This window comes from Halorubrum marinum, from assembly GCF_048381195.1.
Classification (GTDB): Archaea; Halobacteriota; Halobacteria; order Halobacteriales; family Haloferacaceae; genus Halorubrum.
Genome location: NZ_JBLWMM010000006.1, coordinates 536334 through 558326, shown reverse-complemented (window position 1 = coordinate 558326; position 21993 = coordinate 536334). Strand labels below are relative to the sequence as shown.

At 69.3% G+C, this 21993-nt stretch carries 23 protein-coding genes and 1 tRNA gene; 8 read left to right on the top strand and 16 right to left on the bottom strand.

What is annotated here, in order from left to right:
• Nucleotides 1–42: 42 nt before the first annotated feature.
• Entirely contained in the window at nucleotides 43–2319 is a 2277-nt protein-coding gene (locus ACNSN4_RS12220; RefSeq protein WP_418286092.1) for a hypothetical protein, read from the top strand.
• On the opposite strand, the gene ACNSN4_RS12215 is transcribed toward ACNSN4_RS12220, so the two are convergent.
• From ACNSN4_RS12215 to ACNSN4_RS12205, 3 genes are read right to left on the bottom strand one after another with little or no spacing between them, the layout of a single operon-like run.
• Nucleotides 2320–2751, bottom strand: coding sequence for a rhodanese-like domain-containing protein (locus ACNSN4_RS12215; RefSeq protein WP_418286091.1), 432 nt, complete (start codon nucleotides 2749–2751; stop codon nucleotides 2320–2322).
• Nucleotides 2751–3080: a cupin domain-containing protein gene (locus ACNSN4_RS12210; RefSeq protein WP_418286090.1), complete on the bottom strand. Its 330-nt coding sequence runs from the start codon at nucleotides 3078–3080 to the stop codon at nucleotides 2751–2753. The genes ACNSN4_RS12215 and ACNSN4_RS12210 overlap by 1 nt, the downstream gene beginning before the upstream one ends.
• A 47-nt stretch (nucleotides 3081–3127) precedes the next feature.
• Complete coding sequence (locus ACNSN4_RS12205) at nucleotides 3128–4084, bottom strand: alpha/beta fold hydrolase (RefSeq protein ID WP_418286089.1); 957 nt, start codon at nucleotides 4082–4084, stop codon at nucleotides 3128–3130.
• 251 nt (nucleotides 4085–4335) lie between these two features.
• On the opposite strand from ACNSN4_RS12205, the gene ACNSN4_RS12200 reads away from it, so the two are divergent.
• Together ACNSN4_RS12200 and ACNSN4_RS12195 are read left to right on the top strand one after the other, a co-directional pair.
• The gene (locus tag ACNSN4_RS12200; RefSeq protein WP_418286088.1) at nucleotides 4336–5943 is read left to right on the top strand and encodes a sulfatase; all 1608 of its coding nucleotides are present in this window, start codon (nucleotides 4336–4338) and stop codon (nucleotides 5941–5943) included.
• Nucleotides 5943–6365 (top strand): GtrA family protein, encoded by a 423-nt coding sequence (locus ACNSN4_RS12195; protein ID WP_418286087.1) that lies wholly within the window; start codon nucleotides 5943–5945, stop codon nucleotides 6363–6365. Before ACNSN4_RS12200 ends, ACNSN4_RS12195 begins: the two co-directional genes overlap by 1 nt.
• Before the next feature lie 257 nt (nucleotides 6366–6622).
• On the opposite strand, the gene ACNSN4_RS12190 is transcribed toward ACNSN4_RS12195, so the two are convergent.
• The 10 genes from ACNSN4_RS12190 to ACNSN4_RS12145 all read right to left on the bottom strand — a co-directional run bounded on the left by ACNSN4_RS12190 (nucleotide 6623) and on the right by ACNSN4_RS12145 (nucleotide 15696).
• Nucleotides 6623–6919, bottom strand: coding sequence for a DUF3006 family protein (locus ACNSN4_RS12190; protein WP_418286086.1), 297 nt, complete (start codon nucleotides 6917–6919; stop codon nucleotides 6623–6625).
• Nucleotides 6916–8391, bottom strand: a complete 1476-nt coding sequence (locus ACNSN4_RS12185) for a lamin tail domain-containing protein (protein ID WP_418286085.1) — start codon at nucleotides 8389–8391, stop codon at nucleotides 6916–6918. Before ACNSN4_RS12185 ends, ACNSN4_RS12190 begins: the two co-directional genes overlap by 4 nt.
• A gap of 373 nt (nucleotides 8392–8764) precedes the next feature.
• Nucleotides 8765–8837: transfer RNA gene (locus tag ACNSN4_RS12180), tRNA-Pro, on the bottom strand.
• 137 nt (nucleotides 8838–8974) lie between these two features.
• The gene (locus ACNSN4_RS12175; protein WP_418286084.1) at nucleotides 8975–9499 is read right to left on the bottom strand and encodes a CHY zinc finger protein; all 525 of its coding nucleotides are present in this window, start codon (nucleotides 9497–9499) and stop codon (nucleotides 8975–8977) included.
• 17 nt (nucleotides 9500–9516) lie between these two features.
• Nucleotides 9517–10143, bottom strand: a complete 627-nt coding sequence (gene trmY, locus ACNSN4_RS12170; RefSeq protein ID WP_418286083.1) for a tRNA (pseudouridine(54)-N(1))-methyltransferase TrmY — start codon at nucleotides 10141–10143, stop codon at nucleotides 9517–9519.
• A 255-nt stretch (nucleotides 10144–10398) separates the two neighbouring features.
• The gene (gene pyrF, locus ACNSN4_RS12165) at nucleotides 10399–11229 is read right to left on the bottom strand and encodes an orotidine-5'-phosphate decarboxylase (RefSeq protein WP_418286082.1); all 831 of its coding nucleotides are present in this window, start codon (nucleotides 11227–11229) and stop codon (nucleotides 10399–10401) included.
• A 25-nt stretch (nucleotides 11230–11254) separates the two neighbouring features.
• A complete protein-coding gene (locus ACNSN4_RS12160; protein WP_418286081.1) occupies nucleotides 11255–12079 on the bottom strand; it encodes a class I SAM-dependent methyltransferase in 825 nt (274 codons plus the stop codon).
• Entirely contained in the window at nucleotides 12034–12810 is a 777-nt protein-coding gene (locus tag ACNSN4_RS12155; RefSeq protein WP_418286080.1) for a hypothetical protein, read from the bottom strand. The genes ACNSN4_RS12160 and ACNSN4_RS12155 overlap by 46 nt, the downstream gene beginning before the upstream one ends.
• Nucleotides 12811–12914: 104 nt before the next feature.
• Nucleotides 12915–14528: a succinic semialdehyde dehydrogenase gene (locus ACNSN4_RS12150; RefSeq protein WP_418286079.1), complete on the bottom strand. Its 1614-nt coding sequence runs from the start codon at nucleotides 14526–14528 to the stop codon at nucleotides 12915–12917.
• A gap of 148 nt (nucleotides 14529–14676) precedes the next feature.
• Nucleotides 14677–15696, bottom strand: a complete 1020-nt coding sequence (locus ACNSN4_RS12145; RefSeq protein WP_418286078.1) for an AI-2E family transporter — start codon at nucleotides 15694–15696, stop codon at nucleotides 14677–14679.
• Nucleotides 15697–15896: 200 nt separating this feature from the next.
• Here ACNSN4_RS12145 and ACNSN4_RS12140 point away from each other — a divergent pair, with 200 nt between their 5' ends.
• From ACNSN4_RS12140 to speB, 4 genes are all read left to right on the top strand, one after another.
• Nucleotides 15897–17045 (top strand): aminotransferase class I/II-fold pyridoxal phosphate-dependent enzyme, encoded by a 1149-nt coding sequence (locus ACNSN4_RS12140; protein WP_418286077.1) that lies wholly within the window; start codon nucleotides 15897–15899, stop codon nucleotides 17043–17045.
• 1 nt (nucleotide 17046) lies between these two features.
• Entirely contained in the window at nucleotides 17047–17331 is a 285-nt protein-coding gene (locus ACNSN4_RS12135) for a hypothetical protein (RefSeq protein ID WP_418286076.1), read from the top strand.
• Nucleotides 17332–17419: 88 nt separating this feature from the next.
• Nucleotides 17420–17797: a translation initiation factor IF-5A gene (locus ACNSN4_RS12130; RefSeq protein ID WP_379770243.1), complete on the top strand. Its 378-nt coding sequence runs from the start codon at nucleotides 17420–17422 to the stop codon at nucleotides 17795–17797.
• An 8-nt stretch (nucleotides 17798–17805) separates the two neighbouring features.
• Nucleotides 17806–18639 carry an agmatinase gene (gene speB / locus ACNSN4_RS12125; RefSeq protein ID WP_418286075.1) on the top strand — a complete coding sequence of 278 codons (834 nt, stop codon included), beginning with the start codon at nucleotides 17806–17808 and terminating at the stop codon, nucleotides 18637–18639.
• Nucleotides 18640–18653: 14 nt separating this feature from the next.
• Here the strand turns inward: speB and ACNSN4_RS12120 are convergent, their stop codons facing one another.
• Nucleotides 18654–18905 carry a SelT/SelW/SelH family protein gene (locus ACNSN4_RS12120; RefSeq protein ID WP_418286074.1) on the bottom strand — a complete coding sequence of 84 codons (252 nt, stop codon included), beginning with the start codon at nucleotides 18903–18905 and terminating at the stop codon, nucleotides 18654–18656.
• Nucleotides 18906–19058: 153 nt separating this feature from the next.
• Complete coding sequence (locus ACNSN4_RS12115; RefSeq protein ID WP_418286073.1) at nucleotides 19059–20696, bottom strand: amidohydrolase; 1638 nt, start codon at nucleotides 20694–20696, stop codon at nucleotides 19059–19061.
• Between the two features lie 81 nt (nucleotides 20697–20777).
• Here ACNSN4_RS12115 and ACNSN4_RS12110 point away from each other — a divergent pair, with 81 nt between their 5' ends.
• Nucleotides 20778–21227 carry a universal stress protein gene (locus ACNSN4_RS12110; RefSeq protein WP_418286072.1) on the top strand — a complete coding sequence of 150 codons (450 nt, stop codon included), beginning with the start codon at nucleotides 20778–20780 and terminating at the stop codon, nucleotides 21225–21227.
• 116 nt (nucleotides 21228–21343) lie between these two features.
• Here the strand turns inward: ACNSN4_RS12110 and ACNSN4_RS12105 are convergent, their stop codons facing one another.
• The gene (locus ACNSN4_RS12105) at nucleotides 21344–21916 is read right to left on the bottom strand and encodes a nitrous oxide reductase accessory protein NosL (protein WP_418286071.1); all 573 of its coding nucleotides are present in this window, start codon (nucleotides 21914–21916) and stop codon (nucleotides 21344–21346) included.
• Between the last annotated feature and the right edge of the window lie 77 nt (nucleotides 21917–21993).

Below are 21993 nucleotides of genomic sequence, written 5' to 3'. Positions count from 1 at the left end.
TCTAACACACAGCACTAACTACGAGCGGGAGCCATCGAACACATGACGCGGCTCCTTTCCCGGCGCGACTCACGCGCGTCCGGGCCTCTCGTTCTCGTCGCCGTCGCATCACTCATCGCTGTCGCGCTCCTCGTGGGTGTCGTGGTTCCCGGGGCAGCCTCGGTCGTCCCCGGTGCGACGGACGTCTCCACGGCCGGTCCGGAAAGAGGGGAGCACCCCGTGTCCGCAGCCGAAGCGGCGACGCGCTCTGCGGTTCTCGGACCGTCGGACGCGGTGGCGTCGCCACGCGGCCCGGGATCACCGCGCGACGCTGCCGCGTCGCGCACGGGGGCGACGACAGCTGCGACGCAGACCGAGGACACAGATGCGATCCACCTCGAAAACGGCCTCTCTCTGACCGACGATCCCGGTACCGTCGGCGTCACGACCCGGGCGGAGATCCCCGACCGCGTCACGGAGCTGGAAGTTACGCTGTACAGCGCGACCGACGCCCCGATCGACGCGGAGGGCTTCGAGCGGGTCGACGACGCCGACCGTGACGGGTCGGTTTGGGCCTGGGACGGCCGGACGGATTCCCCGTCGCTCACCTACGCGATGGCCGCCAACGACACGGTCGAAAACGACGACGGCGGACCGATCGCCGCCGGCGGCACCTACCGCTTCGTCGACGCCGGCGAGTGGGCGCTCGTCCAGACGCCGCGGACCGCCGCCGCGTGGTCGTACACCGGACGGTTCAGCGGACAGGTGCGGCTCGAACGCGAGACGGTCGTCGACGGCGAGGGCGTCGCCTCTCAGTCGATGGCCTTCCTCGGGCCGTACGAGGAACGAGTTCACGAGGACAGGTACCGCCTAATCATCCCCGAGACGGCCGATCTGACCGTCGATCCGGACGCGGTGTTCTCGGCCTTCGAGGGCGCGGAGACGGCTCTCGGCTCCGACCCCGCAGGCGGGGCGGTGTTCGCGGTGGCCGCCCCGACGGGAGACGTGTCGTGGGGCGTTCGAGGGCTCCAGACCGGCGACGCCGACCTCTGGGTCCGCGACGGGGAACCGGTGGACTCGGCCGACGACGTCTGGACACACGAGTACGTCCACACGCGTCAGTCGTACCGCGCGGAAGCGAGCGGCGCGTGGTTCACCGAGGGATCGGCCACCTACTACGCCGCCCTGTTCGCGCTCGACCGAGGCGACGTCGACTTCGACGACTTCGAGCGGACGCTCGCGCGGGGGGAACGGGAGCCGGGGGCGTCGGCGGTCCTCGCCGATCCGAGCACGTGGAGCGGCAACGCCGAGTACGTGAAGGGAGCGCTCGTCGCCGCCGAACTCGATCGTCGGATCCGACTCGCCTCCGACGGTTCGGCGTCGCTGGCGACGGTCCTCCGCGAGCTGAACGACGCCCCCGAGCCGATCGCGAACCGCGACGTCCTCGGCGCGGTCGAGTCGGCCGCCGCGTCGGGCGGCGACGAAGACGCGGCCGCCGAGGTTCGCGCGACGGCCGAGCGACTGACGAGCACGAGCCAGACGCCGACGACGTGGGACCGAGCGGCTCACGCCGAGGCGTTCGGCGAGACGCCGGCGCGGATCGGCTACGGTCTCGACGCGGACGGCGTGCAGGCGACCGGCGCGTTCCGAAACCGTTCCGTCGAGCGCGATCCGGTCGAACTCGTCGCGAACGAGACGCTCGCGCTCTCGGTGGGGGTCTCGAACACCGGCGGTTCGACCGGCAGCTACGACCTGACGCTCCGGGTCGACGGCGAGTCGGTCGCGGAGCGGAACGGAACGGTCGAGCCCGGCGGGGAGACCGCCGTGCGCTTCGAACGCGCCTTTCGCGAGCCGGGCGAGCACGAGGTCAGGGTCGGAAGCGAGACGCTCTCGGTCGTCGTCACCGAGCCCGCCCCGGTGCTGGTCAGGGGCGTCACCGCCGACCGCGACGCCGTCGAGGCTGGAGAGTCGGTGCGCGTGACGGCGACGGTCGGCAACGACGCGGCGATCCCCGCCGAGGGTGTCGTCGAGTTCGTCGCCGACGGCGCGGTGCTCGCGACCGAGCGCGTCCGGCTCGACGCGACCGCCGAGACGACCGTGTCGCGCGACCTCGCGCTCGACGCGAGCGGCGGCTCCGGACCGGTCACGGTGCGCGTCGTCGGACCCGTCGACGAGGCGTCCGCGACGGTGGACGTGGCGGGTGGCGTCCCCCTCGGCGGGGTCACCGACGGGGAGGTTCCCGGATTCGGTCCGGCGACCGCTCTCGTCGCAGTTCTCTCGGCTCTCGCAGTTCTCGCGTCTGGCGTGCCGAGCGTGCGGAACGGTCGTCGCCGGGAATAATTAGAATGGGGCGTCGGAGGCGTCGGGGCCGTCGTTCGCACTCGGAGACGCGTCGGCGGCGGCGTCCGCGGAGCCGTCGCCGTCCGGCGGGGTGGCCTTTAGTTCGCCGACGTCGCGCTCCCACGCTTCGATCCCGCCGCGGAGGCTGTCGACGCGGGCCTGCTGGGTCCCCGCGTAGCTGCCGACGAGCTGTGCCGCCTGTCGGCTGGCGACTCCGTGCGGGCAGACCGTGACGATCCGCGAAGCGCCCGCAAGCGCCGCGACCCGGGTCGTCAGCTCGGGGAACGGAATGCACTCGCTGCGGGGGATATGTCCCCGATCGAAGGCCCGCTGATCGCGGATGTCGACGATTCGGATATCGGACTCGCCGTCGGCATCTCCATCCACACCGAGCAGCGCCGCCAGCTCGTCGGGATCGATCTCGCCGTCCATTATCGGGGGAGGGGACAGAGGCTCGCCGTGAGGACGGCCCGCTCGTCCGTGTCGTTCCGCGCGCCGTGGACGGTGCCGCGCTCGTTGTGGACCACGGCGGGGGCGGCGAGCGTCTCCGTCTCCTCCCCGCTCGTCACCGTGAGCTCGCCGGCAACGACGTGAAAGACGTTGGTGGCGTCGGCGTGGGCGTGGGGCTCGACGGCCGCACCCGGGCCGAGAACGAACGCCTTGACGAGCACGTCGTCGCTGACGACGAGTTCGGTGCTTTCGACGTCTCCGGCGGCGGGGTCGAGGTCGTCGACGGCGGCCGCGTATCGATCGATGGGCATACAAGCCGGTCGCCGCCGCGACACAAAAACTGTGCGGCGCGAGCCCGTCACTCGCGTGCGCCCGGCGGCAGGGGGTCCGCGTGGTCCGCGATCGCTTTGGCGACGCGGTGCGGCTCCTCGTGGACGACCCAGTGCGTTGCGGTGTCGATAGTGAGCAGCCGGCCGTCGGCGCAGTGGTCGACGCTTCGGCCGGCCATCCGCTTCGTGAGGAAGCGGTCCTGTGCCCCCCAGATCACGAGCGTGGGCACCTCGACGCGGGTCGTCTTCGGCGTCGGACGGTCGCGGACGATCGCCCGGTACCAGTTCACCATCGCTTCGAACGCGCCGTCGCGGTTCCACGCCCGGCGGTACCGCCTGAAGTCCTCCTCGTCGAACGTCCCGGGATTGCTCGATTCCCGGAGCCCCCGCACGGCGAGCCGCCAGTTGCCGGCGCTGGCGACCGCTTCGGGGAGAATCGGCAGCTGAAACGCGAGCACGTACCAGCTCTTGAGCCGCTGGTCCCACGAGTTTCGGAGGGCCTGCTCGAAGACGGTCGGATGCGGGACGTTGACCGCGACGAACTCGGAGACGCGGTCCGGGTGGTGGAGCGCGAGCCACCAGCCGACCGCGGCCCCCCAGTCGTGTCCGGCTACCGCCGCCGTCTCGTGGTCGTACGCGTCGATCAGGCCGACGACGTCGCGCGCGAGTTCGTCGATCCGGTAGTCGCTCACGTCGGGCGGCTTCTCCGAGAGGTTGTAGCCGCGCTGGTCGGGGACGACGACGCGGTAGCCCTCGTTCGCCAGCGGGAGAATCGCCTCGTGCCAGCCGTACCAGAACTCCGGGAAGCCGTGAAGTAGAACGAGCAGCTTTCCGTCTTCGGGACCGGCCTCGACGACGTGGAGACGGACGCCGTTGGTCTCGATCAGTCGCGACTCGCCCGGGACCTCCTCGGGGATTTCGTCGGCCGGATTCGATTCGGTCGAGGCCTCGTCGACATCACGGCGATCGTCCGACTCGTTGCTCATGCACGGTCTTCGACGGCCGCGGGCAAATAGCTAGCTCCGCCCGCGTTCCGTGACCGGAATCCTCAAGCCGCTCGCGGGCTGGATATGAGCTATACGCGTGACGCAGTCCCTCAACGCAAGCCGGACCGCACGTCGGACCGCCAACCCCGCGCCGCGCACGGGGTCCGTCCGTCCGCGGCTCGGCCTGTCCTCACTCGAGTCTCCCGCTTTCGGACGCGTCACTGCCCGCCCTCTGCTCCCTCTCAACTATCATGGTACCGGATACACCGCCTGCGTCTGATCCGTCGGCTCGGTCGAACGCGTCTCGTACGGACGCGTCGGCGTCCGTCTCGAACGTCGTGCTCGTCACGATCGACTCGCTGCGCGCGGACGCGCTCGGCCCGTACGACGACGACCGACACTCGCCCGTCATCGACGGCCTCGCCGCCGACGGGACGGTGTTCGAGGGGGCGTTCGCGACCGGAAACTGGACGCCGTTCTCGTTCCCCTCGATTCTCGCGTCCGAGCCCGTGTTCGCGCGAAACGGCGACATCGGCGTAGACGGTGCCCGGACGCTCGCGTCCGTGCTCTCGGCGGCCGGAGTCGCCACGGGCGGGTTCAACGCGGCGAACGGCTTTCTGACGTCGCACTGGGGATACCCCGACGGGTTCGACGCGTTCGAGCCGTTCATGACGAACGTCGGATCGAGTCGGTACAGCCGATACCTCGCCGCGCACCCGACGGTGGAGGCGTGGATTCAGCTCCTGACGTCTCCGGCGCGGCGGCTCGGTGCGAAGCTCCGCGGGGGGACCGACGAGCGCCCGTTCCTCGACGCGTCGCGGATGTTCGACGTGGAGGACGCCGCGACCGCGTTCATCGACGAGACCGAGGGCCCGTTCTTCCTGTGGACGCACTACATGGACACGCACACCCCGTACGTCCCGTCGCCGCGGTACATCCGGGAGGTGTCCGACGGGCTCGTCGGCACGCATCGGATGCTCCACGCGCACACCCGTACGAGCCTCGGGCTAGAGGTCGGCGAGCGGACCTTACGCGACCTGCGAACGCTGTATCAGGCCGCGGTGCGGCAGGTGGACGCCAGCGTCGGTCGCGTGCTCGACGCGCTGGAGGCGGCCGGGGTCGCCGACGAGACGGCGATCGTCGTGGCGGGCGACCACGGCGAGGAGTTTCAGGAGCACGGCCACCTCGCGCACTACCCGAAGCTGTACGACGAGCTGATACACGTCCCCTTCATCGTGAACGTCCCCGGGGAGGACGGCGGTCGGGTCGCCGAACACGTCGGGCTCGACGCGATTCCGCCGACGATCGCCGACCTGCTCGGCGTCGAGTCGCCCTCGGAGTGGCGCGGGGAGTCGGCCGCGCCCGCGGTTCGCGGGGAGGCGGACGTGACGGGCGAGGCGGACGTGACGGGCGAGGCGGACGTGACGGGCGAGGCGGACGTGACGGGTGAGGCGGGAGGCGAGTCGGCGCGGGACCCGGTGGTGTCCGTCAGCGTTCGCGGCGAGGAGATAACCCAGCAGCCGATCCCGCGGTCGATCGACGACGGCGACCTGCTCGTGAGCGTGCGGGACGCGACGTGGACGTACATCGAGAACACCGACACCGGGGCGACGGAGCTGTACCACCGGCCCTCGGACCCGACACAGCAGGACGACCGGTCGGATGACTCGACCGCAGAGGAGCGGGCGGTCATCGACCGGTTCGCCCCCATCGCGGCCGAGCACGCCGCGGCGTTGCACGAGCGGGCGGCGGAGCGGGCCGACGCGGAGAGCGGGGACAGCGAGGGGGATAAAGCGGGAGACGCGGACGAGGTCGGCGAGGACCTCGAAGCTCGGCTGGAAGCGCTCGGCTATCGCTGATGGTCCGGGCCGTCCTCCGCAACCTCGCGGGCGGGCCGATCGCGGTCCAACTGCGGCGGTTCGTCGTCGTCGGCGCGGTCACCGCCGGGATACAGATGACGCTGTTGTGGCTGTTCGTCGACGGGATCGGGATGAACTACCTGATCGGCGCGACGGTCTCCATCGAGATCACGATCGTCCTGTCGTACGTCTTCAACAACGCGTGGACGTTCGAGGCGAGCCAGAACACGGGCGTCAGAGCCTACCTGACCGGGCTGCTCCAGACGAACGTGGTTCGCGGGACCGCGATCCCGATCCAGCTCGGCGTGCTCTACGCGTTCGTCGAGTGGGGTGGGATGATGTACCTCGTCGCCAACGTCGGCGCGATCCTGATAAGCGGAATCTACCGGTTCGTGTTGGACTCGCAGTGGACGTGGGGGTGAGGGTGGGTTTTCGTGGGGATGTTTGAGTGGAAGTTGCGTGCGAGGTGTGTCTGTACGAGTAGTGGGAAGACCGAGGCCTCGCGGTCGAGGGCGGCGCGAACACGCGGGAGCGACCCCGATATCGACACTCTCATCTGTTGCAGCCACGCGTTCGAGCGCTGCTCGATGTTCGCCGACGCCGCGTTGGTTCGCATCGCACTCCGTCAAAAATCACCGAATTCCGCACGCTTCCGGAGCAAACGGTATGCGCGGCTCAGCTACGTCTCTTCGTCGGACGGCGGACGCTTCGAGAGCCGATCGAATCGGTCCTGCGCCGCCTCCGATCGGGTCGCCGTCCGCTCGGGCTCGTACGAGGCGGACTCGATGCGCCCACCGCCGAGTGTCACCGAGAGAATAGCGTCGGCGTGCCGCGCGTTCGACGGGAGCCGAGAGTCCTCCAGAACCGCGTTCCCGACCTCCTCGCCGTCGCGTTCGAAGAACACGGTCGCGAGCCCGTCTTCGACGGTGTCGACGACCGCGGTGTACTCGCCGTCCGGGAGTTCGATATCAGTCATTCGTAGCGCACCTCGATCACGCGTTCTCCGTCGGCGTTCGAGAGTATCACTGTGTCGCCGTCGTTGTTCCAGACCGGCGAGCCCGATCCCCAGTACAGCTCGGTGTCGGTGTCGGTTCCGCTCCCGGTTCGCAGCGTCACCGTCGCGCCCGGATCGAGCGTGAACCCGTGCGGGAACTCGTAGCTCCGGGCCGCCTCGTCCTCGACGGTCCAGCCGGACAGATCGATCGGCTCGTCGCCCGCGTTTTCGAAGACGACGTACTCGTCGTTGAGGTTCTCCCAGTCGTTGCCCTCGGCGTCCGCGTTGATCGCGGCGATCGCCGGCACCCCGTCCGACTCCGTCGACGTCGTCTCGTTCCCCCCGGCGGTGTCGCCCGTCTCGTCGCCGTCGGCCGCAGTCTCGTCGTCGCCCCCACGCCCCTCATCGTCGGCCGCGAAATCGCTCTCGACCGGACCGCCGCCGAGCCGAGCGCGCTCGACGACGTCGCCGCTCGTGCCCGGCGCGATCGGGTCGCCGTCGCGGATCGCGAGCGCGTCGGTCGGCGCGTCACGCTGCGTCCGTACGGAGACGCCGCTCCCGTCGCTCACGAGCACGGTATCGCCGTGCGTCGCGGTCCAATACATCGGGATCGACCGATCCGAAAGCCGCCGTAGGACCTCGTCGTGCGGGTGTCCGTACTGCGAGTCGTACGCGCTCGAAACGACAACCGCCTGCGGCTGCACCGCGTCGACGAACGGCTCGCTCGACGAGCTCGACGAGCCGTGGTGGCCCGCCTTCAGCACGGTCGACCGGAGGTCACTGCCGTACGCGTCGACGAGGTACCGCTCTTGGTCGTCCTCGGCGTCCCCGGAGAGCAGGAAGCTCGTCTCCCCGTGCGTGAGCCTGAGGACGATGCTGTTCTCGTTTCGGGCTTCGTTTTCGAGGTACGGCTCGGGCGGCCCGAGCACGTCGACGTCGACGTCCCCGAACGAGATCGGGTCCCCCTCCCGCGTCTCGTACAGCGTCACGTCGTGTTCCTCGACGGCGTCGAGGTACTCGGCGTAGGTCCGCGTACTCGCGGCGATCCCCGGGTCGTATATCGCGCCGATCCCCTCCGCTTCCGTCTCGTAGTACTCGATGACCGCCGCGTTGCCGCCGATGTGATCCGCGTCGTTGTGCGAGGTGACGAGATGATCGATCCGGGTGATGCCGTGCCGCTGTAAGTACCGTAACACGCGCTCGCCGTCGTCGTTGTAATGGCCCGTGTCGACGAGCATCGTCTCCCCCTCCGGACCGACGACGAGCGTGCTGTCCGACTGCCCGACGTTGATGTAGTGAATCTCGACGGTCCCGTTCGCCGTTTCAACCGTCGATTCGTCGCTCGTGTTCGGTTCCGTCGGTGCTTGATCGGCGGGTACTGCGCCCGCACAGCCCGCGAGGAAGAGGATCCCCACTACCAGGAGAAGCTGTAACACACCTCCTGTTAGTTTCATATTCTGTTACTATTCTATACGGGCAAAGAGATACGGATCTGTTAACAACTCACATTCGGCCAGTTCGCGACCGGGTCTTCGAGCCGTGCCACGCTGTCCAGGGTGACGGGGCGATTACAAGCGCAGGAGTGTACCGACGCGAAGTGAGACACAGACGAGATCCCTCGCTCGCTTTGCTCGCTCGTTGAGGAAGGGGCCTTAGCACCTCAAGTCAGGTAAAAACGGATGCGGGAGAAGTGGGCCGGCACGAATGTTGAATCACGCGAGACTCGCTCCGCTCGTCTCGCTTGCTCTCGTTCGCTCCGCTCACGAGAACGTGGTACGGCCACCCGAAGGCCGTGGCTGGTCAGCGTAAAAACGGATGCGGGAGAAGTGGGCCGGCACGAATTTGAATCGTGGTTACGGCCACCCGAAGGCCGAAGGATACCAAGCTACCCCACCGGCCCGCATCTCACAGAAGGCCGCTCGTTCTTTTAATCCTTCCGAAAGCAGGGTCGACTCACTCGCCCGCGGCACGGCCAATCGCCCGAACGCGCCTTCGTGCCGCGCTCGATAGCGCCCTCCCGACGCACCCGATTCGCCCTCACGCCTCGAAGTACCGGTCCCGGTGCGCCCGACAGCCGGGGTTGAACGCGGCGCCGCACTCCGGGCACGCGTCGTCGTCGGGCTTCGCCCGGTGACAGTCGGGCGAGGCCCGGTTGCCAGAGGGACTCTGTCCCTCGCTGTCGTCGGACTGCGTCCGACTGCGAGAGGCGCGTTGGACCTCTCCGTCGCCGTCGAGGTACGCGGTCGCGGTCAGCGTCGCCCCGCAGCCCCCGCACAGCACCGCCGGCTCGTCGAACCGCTCGCGGGGCCACGGCTCCGGCTCGTGGCCCGTCGCGGCGTCGTGACACGCGTCACAGGGGTAGTAGACCTCACAGCAGCCGAACCGCAGCGCAATCACGTCGACCGGCGCGTCCCAGTGGGCACACCGCGTCTCGGGGTCGACGTCGACGCCGCGGAGGGGGACGACGAACCGGTCGTCAGTCGCCGGCGCGGTCGTGGTGCGGCGGTCGACCGACTCGGAGTCCGCGGTCGCGTCGACGTCGTCCGCCGGAGTGTCGGACATCGCCTGTCGCCCCCGTATCAGTACGACTCGTAGCCGTCGGTGTCGAGCCAGTTGTGGACGACCGCGATCGTGTCGTCGGCGTGGAGGAGTTCCGGCCCGACCCGCACCCGTCGGTCCGCGGCCGCCGACAGCGACGACTCCTCGTCCGCGGTGAAGTCGTTGTGATCGGAGAGGACGAACACCGGGTCCGCGGGCGGTTCGGCGTCCACGAGCGGGTCGCCCGCCTCGTGCAGTTGGACGAGCGTCGGGTCCGCGGGCCCGCCGTCGGCCCCGGCGTCGTCGCCGACCAGTCGGTCTAGCGTGGCCTCTAGTCCCATCCGTCGGAGCTCCACGCCGGGAGAGACGTCGGCCGGCATGTGGCCGATCGCGTCCGCTTTCGCGTCGATGGCGTCTCGGACGCGGGCGGCGACGTTGCGCTCGTCGGGGTGGAGATGTCGGAGCGTGTCCGCGTCGAAGGTGACGGTGAACGCGTCGGCGATCACGAGGTGAACCCGCACGCGTTCGCGGATGCCGTGCGAGAGGAACACCCCGGTCGAGACGCACCGACAGAGGAGGTCGAGCCGGCCCGCCCCGGGGATGTCCGACAGCGAGATCGCGTCCGGATCCGTCGGGACGTCGTGGCCGATGACGACGAACTGGCGCATACGGTGGGGTCGACCCGGGTCCTGATAAGGGACCCGACCGTAGAACGAGCATGAGCGTAACCGGACTCTGTCACGTCTGTGAGGCGGCGGTGGCGCGTCACAGCTGCTCGCAGTGCGGCCGGGCCGTCTGCGACGACCACTGGAACGACGGGGTGGGCGCCTGCACGGCGTGCGTCGGCGGACCGCGTCAGTGACACTGCGGGGCGAGAAACGGACCGGTCATCGCGGCCGAGCAGCGCGGCGACCGATCCGCTCTCAACGGAACTGATTCAGACGCTTTTTGAGGCGCTTCGCCGCGTCGCCGGCGGCACCGATATACGTGGCTTCCTCGGCCGGTCGGCTCGACTCCTCGCCCGCGAAGATGATCCCCCGAGAGGAGTTGACGAGCCCGACGTCGACGGCCGTGTCGGGATGCGGCGCGAGCCCGTGCTCGACGGCGGCCTCCGCGTCGCCGCCTTGCGCGCCCACGCCGGGAACGAGGAACGGGATCTCGGGCACGACCTCGCGCACGTCGGCGAGCTCGTCGGTCGTCGTCGCGCCGACGACGAGCCCGACGTTCGCGTTGGCGTTCCACACGTCCGCGAGCGCCGCGACCCGTTCGTACAGCGGCTCTCCCGAGGCGAGTTCGAGGTCCTGAAGGTCGCTCCCGCCCGGATTCGACGTCCGACAGAGGATGAACACGCCCTTGTCCTCGCGGTCGAGGAACGGCTGAAGCGAGTCCCGTCCGAGATACGGGTTCACCGTGATCGCGTCCGCGTCGTCGAGGGCCGCGGCGTACTGCCGGGTCGTGTTGCCGATGTCGGCGCGTTTCGCGTCGAGGAGGACGGGAACGCCCTTGCCGTGGGCGTACGCGATGGTCTCCCGAAGCGCGCGCCAGCCGTCCGCGTCCTCGTAGAAGGCCGCGTTGGGCTTGTAGCAGGCCGCGTGCTCGTGGGTCGCGTCGATGATCCGGCGGTTGAACGCCCACCGCGGCAGGTCCGCGTCGGCGACGAACTCTGGCAACCGGCTCGGGTCGGGGTCGAGGCCGACCGAGACGACGCTGTCGACGGCCTCGATCCGGTCCCCGAGCGTCTCGAAGAAGCTCATGGACGATGCTGCGAACGGGGGCGCGCTAAACGTTGCGTTCCGCGGGCGGAGCGTTCCGGGAGCGGTCACCCCCGGAACCCCCAGCGCCGCCGTCGCCGATCCGATGACCCGCACACACCGAGATCGTTCCGAAGAGGCGTCGCTCCCGTTCGACCGCAGACAGCCGGTCCTCGAGGGCCCGACACGACGCGGCCGTCCGCTCCGCGAGCCGATCGAGCGGATCCCGCGAGCCGGCGTCGAACAACCGACCGTTCAGGCGGGCGAACGCCCACAGCCCCGCGTTCGCCGCTCGGTTGCTTCCGGGGGCGAACCCGGCCACGACCACGTCGCTCGCCAGCTCGCACCACTCGCTCACGACCGCGTACGGGTCGGGGAACAGCGACGTGACGAACGTCGCCAGCACCCCGTCGACGGACCGGACCGGGGGATCCGTGGCGTCGCCACAGACCAGCGAGACGTTCTCCCACCCCCGTCGCTCGACCAGCCCGCTCGCCCGATCGAGCATCGCGGGCGTGAGGTCGACGCCGACGACGCGTCCCTCGGGGCCGACCGCCTCCCGGAGCGCCGGGAGGTTGGCTCCGGAACCACAGCCGAACTCGACGACGGTGTCGCCCGCCTCCAAACCGAGGGCGTCGACGCAGCCCGCCCGGACGCCCCCGACGGAGGCGGTCGCCCGCGCGAACCAGTCGTAGACGCGGGCCCACGCCGCGTAGCTTCTCCGAACGCGGTTCGCACGGTCGCTTTCCGGCCCGGCGGGTCGTTTCGGGTCGGTCGATCGTCTCGGCCCGCTCCGGCGTCCCGGGGTCACGGCCCTACGTCGATCGCCGCCGGTGAGGTCTTCGGCCACCACTGTTCCGGGCCGTCCCGCGCCACGGTGGAGTAGCACCGCTCGGTGTCGCCGCAGTCCCGCGGGCGCTGGTAGTCGATGCCTCGTTCTTGTAGGTAGGTCACGTAGCCGTCGTCGACCCGGTCGAGTTTCTCGTGGCACACCCACTTCTCGCCGCAGACGCGCGCCCCGACGTTTCGGTACGGGCAGGTGAACGTGGTCCGCTCCGCGCCGCCCTCGCTCGCGGTGTCGTCGATGTCGACGCCGACCGACCGATAGGCCAGCCGGAGCCGGCGGACGACGTCCTCCGGCGACGACGCGCCGAGGAAGAGCCCGTGTGCGAACACGTAGCCGAAGTCGTGAAGCGCACGCTCGAACCGGGTCAGTCCGGCGGGGTCGTCGTCGACGAGCGACCGGAGGGTGGCGTACCAGTCGGACACCGCCCGCACCTCGTCGGCCAAGTCCGCGGCCGTCGCCAGCGCTCGACGATTCTCCGGGAGCGGGGCCGCGCCGTCCGAGAGCCGGAACGAGGGCACCCCCTCGACGTGTTCGAGCACGTCCTCGCGCAGGCAGTCACCCGCGGCGAACGCCTCGGTCACGTCCCTGAGTTCGGGGTACCATTTCGTCGCCATCGTGCCGTAGGTCCCGTCGAGGAGGTCGTCGACGCGGTTGAGGCGATCAGCATCGCTCTCGTCGGGGAGGGACGGGAACCCGACGACGACGTGGCGGAGTTCGTCCGGATCGGGGCCTGCCATGGGTGTACATGGCATTCGATGCTCTTCAATCCGCAGGCAAATTACCGCAGTCGATCAGCGAGACCGAATCCGCAGTCGATCAGCGAGACCGAATCCGCAGTCGATCAGCGACCGAGTCGCTTTCGCAACCGACGCACCGCTCGACTCGCGCGCCGTCCGAGTTTCGTCGCCGCGAACGCCCCGCGAACGAACCAGTCGGTGGGGATCCGGTCCGGGAACGCGAGGGGACCGACGCGCGAGACGCCGACGGTCCTGGATTCGACGTACCGCTCGATCCCCTCGCGGCCGTGTCGTCGCCCGAGTCCGGAGTCGCCGAAGCCGCCCATCGGGGCGTCGGTCGCCCCCCACGTCGCGAGGAAGCCGTCGTTCACGTTCACCGTGCCGCAGTCGATCTCGCGGGCGATTTTTGCCCCTCGCTCGCGGTCGGCCGTCCAGACGCTCGCGTTGAGCCCGTACGGCGAGTCGTTCGCGGCCGCGACCGCGGCGTCGACGTCCCGGACCGGCGTCACGGCGACGACGGGGCCGAACGTCTCCTCGCAGGCGAGCGTCGAGTCCGGATCGACGTCGGTCAGCACCGTCGGCTCGTAGCAGTACGGGGCCACGTCGGGGCGGCCGCGACCGCCCGTTAACACCGTCGCGCCCGCCTCTCGCGCCCCGTCCACGTGGCTCTGAACCCGCTCCAGCTGGTCGGCGTCGATCAGCGAGCCGAGGTCGGCGTCGAAGTCGTAGCCGGTTCCGAGCGAGAGCCGTTCGGTCTCAGCCACGAACGCGTCACAGAAGGCCTCGAAGGCGGGTTCGACGACGTAGATCCGCTCTGCGGACAGACAGAGCTGGCCGGCGTTCGCGAAGCAGGCCTGGACCGCGCCGCGGGCCGCCTCCGCGACGTCCGCGTCGTCGAGCACGACGAGGGGGTTGTTGCCGCCGAGCTCCAGCGAGCAGTCGATCAGGTTCCGCCCGGCCCGCTCGGCCACGGTCCGACCGGTCGCCGTGCTCCCCGTGAACGCGACGTAGTCGACCCGATCGATCAGCGCCGGTCCGACGGTCGGCCCCTCGCCCGTGACGACCTGAAAGAGGTCGTCCGGCAGCCCGGCGACTTCGAGCAGCTCGGCGAGCGCGAGTGCGCCGTACGGCGTCTTCTCGTCCGGTTTCAGGACGACCGCGTTGCCCGCGACGAGCGCCGGAAGCGCGTCCGCCATCGACAGCGTGAGCGGGTAGTTCCACGGGGAGATGACGCCGACGACGCCCCGCGGCTCGTAGGTGACGGTCGCGGTCGTGATCCCGGGAGCCACCGGTCGCCGTCGCTCCTCGGCGAGGACGCCCGGGGCCGCGGTCGCGAGCGACGAGCACCCCATCGGTACGTCGAACAGCTCCTCGACGGCGGTCAGTCGCGATTTCCCCGTCTCCAGCTGTAGCAGATCGAGAAGCTCCGCTCGGCGACCCAGAACGAGGTCGCCGAACCGGTCGATGACGGCCGCGCGCTCGGCGACGGGCGTCTCCGCCCACGCCGACTGCGCCTCTCGCGCGCGCTCGACCGCGGCGTTGACATCGGGGGTGTCGCAGGCGGGTACTGACCCGATCCGTTCGTCGGTGGCTGGCGCGAACACGTCGAGCGTGTCGCCAGATTCGGCGGGGGTAACGCGGTCGGCGAGGTCTGCGAGTCGCCGGGCCGGGAGGTGGGGTGCGTCGCCGAGGGCGGCGGGCGTGTCCGTGGGGGACATCGGTTGTCAGGAATAACGGCGACAGCGGGAAAGCCGTACCGGTGGCGGCGCCGGGACCGAGCGCCCGCAGTCACTCGGGTGGTGACGGGAATCAACCGGTCGGCTCGAAGTCAGTCAGTCGCTGCGAAATCAGCTACCGGGCTCGCGGTCAGCCCCCCGACCCGGATCCGCCCTCGACATGCTCGGGGAGATCGTCGCGCTCCGAGAGGAGTTCGATGACCTCGATCAACAGCGACACGGTGAGGGGCCCGACGATGAGGCCGATCGGCCCGACGGTGAGGATCCCCCCGACGAACCCGACGAAATACAGTCCCGGCGAGATCTCTCCCGTCCGATCGGCGAGCTGGGTGCGGATCACCGCGTCGGGAACGAACGAGACGAGGACGAGTCCGAGCACCAACACCGCGACGGCCCGCGTCGTGGCACCGACGAGCAGATCGCTCGCGGCCAGCGTGACGACGAGCACGCTCGGCCCGACGACCGGAACGAACTGTAAGATTCCGGCGATCACCGCCAACGTGAACGGCGACCGGTATCCGAGCAGGGAGAACACGGCGAACCCGAGGACGAACGTCGCCGCGGCCGTCGCCGCTTGGAGGACGTAGATCGAGTACAGCGTCGTTCGCGTCCGAACGTGTAACCGCGTCGGGATATCGTGGTACGCCGGCGGGATCACGCGGAAGACGGCGGTCTCGACGGCACCCGGCCGATAGAGGAGCCCGTACACCAGAAAGGTGAACACGGCGAGTTCGAGGACGAGCCGCGGTGTCGCGGCGCTGGCGGCGATCGCGACCTCCCGGATCGCCGCCTGTGCGGACGTCACCAGCGGGGCCACCTCGATGGCCAGTTCGAACCCCCCGACGCTGATCGGGACGGTCTCGGGAACGCGTCCGAGGGCGTCTATCAGCTGCATTCGTTGCCGGTAGAGGACGAAGAAGACGGGCGCAATTAACGCGACGGCAGCGAGGAACGCGCACGCGGTGGCGGCAGCGCTGGCGATCCGGTGTGAAACCCCCCGGCGGACGAGCTGTTGTCGAAGTGGGTAGAGGACGTACGCGACCGTGATCGCGAAGACGACTGTCTGCAGGACGTCGGCGAGGACGACCGCCGTGAGCGCGGCCACAGCGACGAGCAGCGCGGCGAGGACTCGCTGGCGAGAATAGACCATGTCGCCGCCTCACAACCGCGAGTGAAAATCGTTCCGGCAGCGGAATTAACGCGTTCTTCCGGCACTCCCGCACGCGGCCGTTTCGGTCTCCCCGCACGCAGCCGCTTCGGCCTCCCCGAACGCGGTCCCGGACACTCGCTGACCGCCACGCGGAGGGACGAGACCGCAGCATCTAACGTCGCGCCGCTCCGAGTCGGCGTATGCACATCGACCCGTTCGGCCTCGAACGCTGGTTCGCGGAGTACGAGCACGAGGCCGACATCATGTTGGCCGAGAGCGGTATCCGGTCGCTCGACGCGAGCCGCTTCGACCTCGACCCGGGCCGACTCGACTACGTGATCCCGACGAACGGCGACCCCGAGTTCCGCGCCGCCGTCGGCGACCGCTACGGCCGGAGCGCCGACGAGGTCCTCTTCACCTGCGGGACCCAGGAGGCGAACTTCCTCGCGTTCCTCTCGCTTCTGGGCGACGAGGGGGGAGTGGACGAATCCGATACCGTCGGCTCCGGCACCCACGCCGTCGTCGTCACGCCCACCTATCAGGCCCTCCACGCGGTGCCCGACGCCTTCGGCGAGGTCACCCGCGTCGAGCTGGAGCCCCCCGAGTGGAAGCTCGATCCCGACGCGATCGCCGACGCCGCCCGCGACGACACCGCCGTCGTCGTCGTCAACAACCCGAACAACCCCACCGGACGGTATCACGACGAATCGGCGATGCGGGCGGTCTACGACGTGGCCGTCGAGCACGACGCCTACCTGCTGTGTGACGAGGTGTACCGCCTGCTGGCCGAGGAGCCACAGCCGCCGGTCGCGAGCTTCGGCGCGCACGGCATCTCCACGACGAGCCTCACGAAGGCGTACGGGCTCGCCGGGCTCCGCTTCGGCTGGATCGCCGGCCCGGAGGCGGTCGTCGAGCGCGCGTGGCGGTGGAAGGACTACACCACCATCTCGCCGAGCCTGTTCGGGCAACACGTCGCCGAGCAGGCGCTCGGTCGGCGCGAGACGCGGATCTTGCAGGAGAATCGCGAACTCGCTCGCGAGCACCGTCGCACGGTCGCCGACTGGGTCGACCGCCACGACCTCGACTGGTACGACCCCGTCGGCGTCAACGGCTTCGTGACGATTCCCGACGAGTTCGACGACGCCGAAGCGTTCTGTCGCACCGTCGTCGAGGCGGAGAGCGTCGTGCTCGCGCCGGGGACGCTGTTCGGCTTCCCCGACCGCTTCCGGATAGGGTTCGGGCTTCCCACCGAGGAGTTGGAGGAGGGGCTCAGCCGAGTGAGCCGGGTGATCGAAGCCGGTCCCGCGGATGGGACTGACCGCGGCAGCGCGGCCGACGGGGGTACCTGAGATGGGCCTGCTCGACGGGCTACAAGACGATGTCGTCGGATTCATCCGTAACCCGACGGACGAGCAGAAGATACTGTTCGTCGCCATCGTCGCGATGATCGTCGCCGACCGGTACTTCTGGTGGATCGACTTCCCGTTCGTCGTTCGGACGACGGCCGCCGTCGGGGTCGGCTTTCTCGTCATGTTCATCGTGAGCTACCTCCTCACCGGCGGGTTCGTCCCGCCGGACGGGAACGCAGACGACGAGGACGAGCCCGAGGAGTACGAAGACGAGTTCCACCCCTAACGCGCTCGCGTGCCGCTCTCGGCGAGGTCAACGACGCCGTCGCCGTCGTTCCAAACCGTTTATACCCGCGCCTCTGAAAGTAGCGCGTATGCCGCGAGAGCAGAAGCAGGTTCGCGAACTGCAAGAGGGCAGCTACGTCATGATGGACAGCTCGCCTTGCAAGATCAACCACTACAGCACAGCAAAGCCCGGCAAACACGGGAGCGCGAAGGCGCGCGTTGAGGGCAAAGGCGTCTTCGACGAGAAGAAGCGCTCGCTCTCGCAGCCCGTCGACGCGAAGGTCTGGGTCCCGATCATCGAGCGGAAGCAGGGCCAGGTCGTCTCCGTCTCCGGAAACGACGCGCAGGTCATGGATCTGGACACCTACGAGACGTTCACCATGCGCATCCCCGAGGGCGAGGACTTCACCTCCGACGACACCATCGAGTACCTGGAGTACGAAGGCCAGCGCAAGGTCGTCGGGTAGTCGAGGCCATGTTCCCCGGAGCGACGACGGACCGCGAGGCTGCTTCGTACGTGGTCGTCGGCGCTCCCCTCGACGCCACGACCACGTTTCAGCCGGGCACCCGGTTCGGACCGGACCGGATCCGGCGATTCGCGCACACCTACGACGATTACGACAACCGAACCGAGAGCGACTTCTCCGCGCTCGGCGTCTGTGACGCCGGCGACGTTCAGCCGTGGGACGACGTCGAGGCGTATCTCGACCACCTCGCCGCCGAGCTCCGGAGCGTCACGTACGACGGCGCGGTCCCGCTCACCCTCGGCGGCGAGCACACGGTCACGTACGCGGGCGTCGAGGCGGTCGATCCCGACGTGCTCGTCGTCTGTGACGCCCACCTCGACTTACGCGATACCTACGACGGGAACCCGTGGAATCACGCCTGCGTGACGCGCCGGTGTCTCGACGATCTCGGCGTCGACCGCGCCGTGATCGTCGGTGCGCGCACCGGCTCGAAGGCGGAGTGGGACCGCGCAGCGGAGGCCGACGTTGAGGTCGTTCCGCCGGAACGTGCCAGAGAGTGGCTCGACGAGATCGACGCGGACACCTTCACAACTGAGTCGGTGTACTGTTCCATCGATATCGACGGCCTCGACCCCGGCTTCGCGCCGGGAACGGGGACCATGGAGCCGTTCGGGCTCGACCCCCGCGAGGCCCGCGATCTCGTCCGGGCGGTCGCACCGCACGCGGACGGGTTCGATGTCGTCGAAGTGAACGACCGCGACGACGGGCAGGCGGCGGCGCTAGCGGGTAAGCTCCTCCGAGCGTTCGTTCGGACGCACGCCGCGGCGAGCGCGGACGACTGATCGTCGGCAGCGAACTACCCGAGTTCCGAGAGTCGTCGCCGAGCCGCGGTGACCGCCGCCATCGAATCGATCCACTCGCGGGGATCGGTACACCAGATGCGGTCGCCCTCGACGCTGACGCAGAACACGGAGTCGCTGGAGGGCGACAGGGTTACCCCGTCGACGTCCGAACGGTCGCCGAGGTGGGAGTCGATCAAGCGGCGGGCGGTCTCCGCCTCCGGCTGGAGGCGGCTGCCGGCGGCGTACTCGACGGCTATCTCTGCCATACCGATCCCTTCGTACTACACGATTAATAAGTACAGTTTACGGGCAGTCCTTGCGGCGTTTTCACGCGCTTCGCGACGGTCTCTGGGGCTTCTCACGATGCCCGCTTCGGATCGCCCGCAATCGACGGACGCCCCGCGTCGATCGCCCCCGCCTCATCGATCGTCGTAGACAATCTCGCCGTCGACGACCGTCATCGCCACGTCGATGTCGCGGATCGACTCGGAGTCGGCCCACGGCGACGCGTCGAGGGCGACGAAGTCGGCGCGTTTCCCGGGCTCGATCGTCCCGAGCCGGTCCTCGTCGAAGCCGGCGTACGCCGCGCCCGTGGTGTAGGCCCGCAGCGCCTCCGTCACCGCGAGCCGCTGTGCGGGGGCCGGTGCGTTGACCGCGTGGTGGACGCCGAAGAGCGGGTTCATCGGCATCCCGTCGGAGCCGAACGCGAGTCGGACGCCCGCGTCGAGCATGTCTCGGTAGCGGTTCGTCTCGGTCCGCCGGTCGCCGAGCCGGGCGTCGTACAGGCCGTCCTCGCCCGCCCACTTGAGGAAGTTCGGCTGGACGCTGGCGACGACGCCCGTCTCGGCCAGCCGCTCGATCGCCTCGTCGTCCGCGAACTCGACGTGTTCGATCCGGTGGCGAGCCTCGCCCGGGTCGGTCGCAGCGTCGCTTTCGTAGGCGTCGAGGACGGCGTCGACCGCGCGGTCGCCGATCGCGTGCGCGGTGAACTGGTAGCCGGCGTCGGTCGCGTCCGCGACCGTCTCGGCGAGTTCCTCGGGGTCGACGACCCACTGGCCGGTCTCGTCGGGGGCGTCCGCGTACGGCTCGGAGAGCCGAGCCGTGCGACCGCCGAAGCTCCCGTCGGTGTACGACTTGATCGCCCCGGTCTCGACCCGCTCGCTCCCGTCGTTCGTTCCGAGGCCGACCTCGCGCAGGGCGTCGAGGTGGTCGCTCCAGTAGTTGATCCGGACGCGCGCGGTCAGTTCTCCGGCCGCGTCGAGCTCGCGGTAGACGCGGGGCGCGCGTGACCCGCGAACCATGTCGTGAAAGCCCGTGATCCCGTGGCGCGCACAGTGGTCCAGCGCGGCCGAGGCGATCTCGCGGGTCTCCGCGGGTCCGGGTTCGACGGCCTGGTAAATCGGGTCGATCGCGCTCTCGAGGAGGACGCCCGTCGGGTCGCCGCCGTCCTCGATCGATGCGTCGTCGTGCGTGGGCACCGTCTCGTCTGGCACGGCCGCAAGCGCCTCGGCGAATCGGTCGAAGACGACGCCGTTGACCGCGGCGACGTGCATGTCCTCGCGGAAGGCCGCGACCGGCCTGTCGGTCGAGACGCGGTCGAGGTCGGCGCGGGTGAGGTAGCGTTCCTCGTCCCACGTCGACTCGTCGTAGCCGTAGCCGAGCACCCAGTCGTCGGAAGCGCTCGGGTCTCCACCCTCGCCCGGTTCCCCGTCTGTCACCTCTGCCGCGCGGGCCGTGAGCAGTGAGACGGCGTCGTCGGGTGAGTCGGCCGCGGAGAGATCGGCGTGGACGAGGTAGCGGCCGACCGTCGTCAGGTGCGTGTGCGCGTCGACGAAGCCCGGGAGGAGCACGCGGCCGTCGAGGTCGATCACCTCGGTTTCGACGCCGGCGAGGAACGCCACGTCGTAGGTGCGTCCCAGTCCGACGATCGCACCGTCCCGAACGGCGACCGCCTCGTGCGTCTCGTGCGGGGGCCCCGCGTCGTTAGCTCGGTCGCTGTCGACCGCGAGCGTGTAGACGTCTCCGTTAACGAACAGTCGGTCCGCGGCCTCTGTCATGGGCGGTTCGGGGTGTGGAAGCGTGTTAACCGTTCGGGAAACGGCGACCCTTTTATTCGATCGCCCGACGAATCCCGAGATATGTACGATCGGATACTCCTCCCGACCGACGGCAGCGAGGGCGTCGACCGCGCGATCGACCACGCCGTCGACGCCGCGGACCGCTACGGCGCGACGCTCCACGTGTTGTACGTCGTCGACAGCGACATCGTCAACGCGTACTCCGGCGACGAGTTCGTCGACGGCTCCGAGGGGGCCTCGGAGACGCTAGAGGAACTCGGTCGCGAGGCGCTCGATTCGGTAGCCGCTCACGCGGCCGACGCCGGGGTCGAAACCGTCACCGAACTGCTGTACGGGGTCCCCCACGAGGAGATCCTCCGGTACATCGAGAGCGAAGACATCGATCTCACCGTGATGGGATCGAAGACGCGGTCGGGCGGCTACCGGCGGATGCTCGGGTCCGTCACGGAGCGGGTGTCGCGACAGTCGTCGGCCCCGGTAAGCATCGTGAAAACGACGATTTCGGAGTGACCGGATCGCGGGGCGATTCATAAGTTATCGCCGGTATCCACCGACGCGTTATGCGCTATCGCCGACGTGCGTCACCGTTTTATAAGCCGTCGCGGATGTTCACCGCAGTTGCGCATTTATAAGGCGTCCAGCGTCGCCCGCTCGACCGCCTCGGCGGCCATCGCTTCGCCGCCGTACTCCTCGACGAACGCGTCGACGTCGTCGCCGTCGCTGAACGGGATCAGTTCGGGCCCCATCGCGCCCGCGACCTCGCTTCGCGCGACGACGGTGAGCGCCGGGAGCCGCGAGAAGGCGGCCGCCTCGACGTGCGAGGAGAACAGGGTGTCGTCGCCCTCGGAGAACGCCTCGTAATCGACGGTCGAGTAGTCGGTGAGGAACGTCGCGAGGGCCTCTCTCCCGTCGTCCTCGGCGTCGAACAGGTACGCGTACGTACAGGTGCTGCTGCAGAACTGCCCGGGACGACCCCCTTCGGGTTGGTCATCTGCGAAGTGGATCTGGCCGACCGGACCGGGGTGGTCCTCGATCACCATCCCGCACTGGTCGCAGGCGCGCTCGCCGTCGAGGGCGGTCGGCGAGACGTCGTCGACGGCGTCGTCGCCGAGACAGCCGGCGGCGGCGACCGCGGTCCCCGCGGCGAGGCCGGTCAGCAGTCGTCGTCGAGACAGCGCCGATAGGTCGAGTTCGGGCATACGTACTCGTCCGATTTCGGTGGTCTTAGGCCCTCGGGACGCGTTCATCGTCTCGTTCGAGGAACGAACCAGATCGG

Bases quoted from the DNA above. Each gene is read 5' to 3' on its own strand.
- ACNSN4_RS12110 (WP_418286072.1), top strand. From the start codon at position 20,778: ATGTACGATCGGATACTCCTCCCGACCGACGGCAGCGAGGGCGTCGAC.
- ACNSN4_RS12210 (WP_418286090.1), bottom strand. From the start codon at position 3,080: ATGCCCATCGATCGATACGCGGCCGCCGTCGACGACCTCGACCCCGCC.
- speB (WP_418286075.1), top strand. From the start codon at position 17,806: ATGTTCCCCGGAGCGACGACGGACCGCGAGGCTGCTTCGTACGTGGTC.
- ACNSN4_RS12115 (WP_418286073.1), bottom strand. From the start codon at position 20,696: ATGACAGAGGCCGCGGACCGACTGTTCGTTAACGGAGACGTCTACACG.
- ACNSN4_RS12205 (WP_418286089.1), bottom strand. From the start codon at position 4,084: ATGAGCAACGAGTCGGACGATCGCCGTGATGTCGACGAGGCCTCGACC.
- trmY (WP_418286083.1), bottom strand. From the start codon at position 10,143: ATGCGCCAGTTCGTCGTCATCGGCCACGACGTCCCGACGGATCCGGAC.
- ACNSN4_RS12200 (WP_418286088.1), top strand. From the start codon at position 4,336: ATGGTACCGGATACACCGCCTGCGTCTGATCCGTCGGCTCGGTCGAAC.
- ACNSN4_RS12120 (WP_418286074.1), bottom strand. From the start codon at position 18,905: ATGGCAGAGATAGCCGTCGAGTACGCCGCCGGCAGCCGCCTCCAGCCG.
- ACNSN4_RS12195 (WP_418286087.1), top strand. From the start codon at position 5,943: ATGGTCCGGGCCGTCCTCCGCAACCTCGCGGGCGGGCCGATCGCGGTC.
- ACNSN4_RS12185 (WP_418286085.1), bottom strand. From the start codon at position 8,391: ATGAAACTAACAGGAGGTGTGTTACAGCTTCTCCTGGTAGTGGGGATC.
- ACNSN4_RS12130 (WP_379770243.1), top strand. From the start codon at position 17,420: ATGCCGCGAGAGCAGAAGCAGGTTCGCGAACTGCAAGAGGGCAGCTAC.
- ACNSN4_RS12175 (WP_418286084.1), bottom strand. From the start codon at position 9,499: ATGTCCGACACTCCGGCGGACGACGTCGACGCGACCGCGGACTCCGAG.
- ACNSN4_RS12190 (WP_418286086.1), bottom strand. From the start codon at position 6,919: ATGACTGATATCGAACTCCCGGACGGCGAGTACACCGCGGTCGTCGAC.
- ACNSN4_RS12150 (WP_418286079.1), bottom strand. From the start codon at position 14,528: ATGTCCCCCACGGACACGCCCGCCGCCCTCGGCGACGCACCCCACCTC.
- ACNSN4_RS12135 (WP_418286076.1), top strand. From the start codon at position 17,047: ATGGGCCTGCTCGACGGGCTACAAGACGATGTCGTCGGATTCATCCGT.
- ACNSN4_RS12155 (WP_418286080.1), bottom strand. From the start codon at position 12,810: ATGGCAGGCCCCGATCCGGACGAACTCCGCCACGTCGTCGTCGGGTTC.
- ACNSN4_RS12105 (WP_418286071.1), bottom strand. From the start codon at position 21,916: ATGCCCGAACTCGACCTATCGGCGCTGTCTCGACGACGACTGCTGACC.
- ACNSN4_RS12140 (WP_418286077.1), top strand. From the start codon at position 15,897: ATGCACATCGACCCGTTCGGCCTCGAACGCTGGTTCGCGGAGTACGAG.
- ACNSN4_RS12145 (WP_418286078.1), bottom strand. From the start codon at position 15,696: ATGGTCTATTCTCGCCAGCGAGTCCTCGCCGCGCTGCTCGTCGCTGTG.
- ACNSN4_RS12220 (WP_418286092.1), top strand. From the start codon at position 43: ATGACGCGGCTCCTTTCCCGGCGCGACTCACGCGCGTCCGGGCCTCTC.
- pyrF (WP_418286082.1), bottom strand. From the start codon at position 11,229: ATGAGCTTCTTCGAGACGCTCGGGGACCGGATCGAGGCCGTCGACAGC.
- ACNSN4_RS12215 (WP_418286091.1), bottom strand. From the start codon at position 2,751: ATGGACGGCGAGATCGATCCCGACGAGCTGGCGGCGCTGCTCGGTGTG.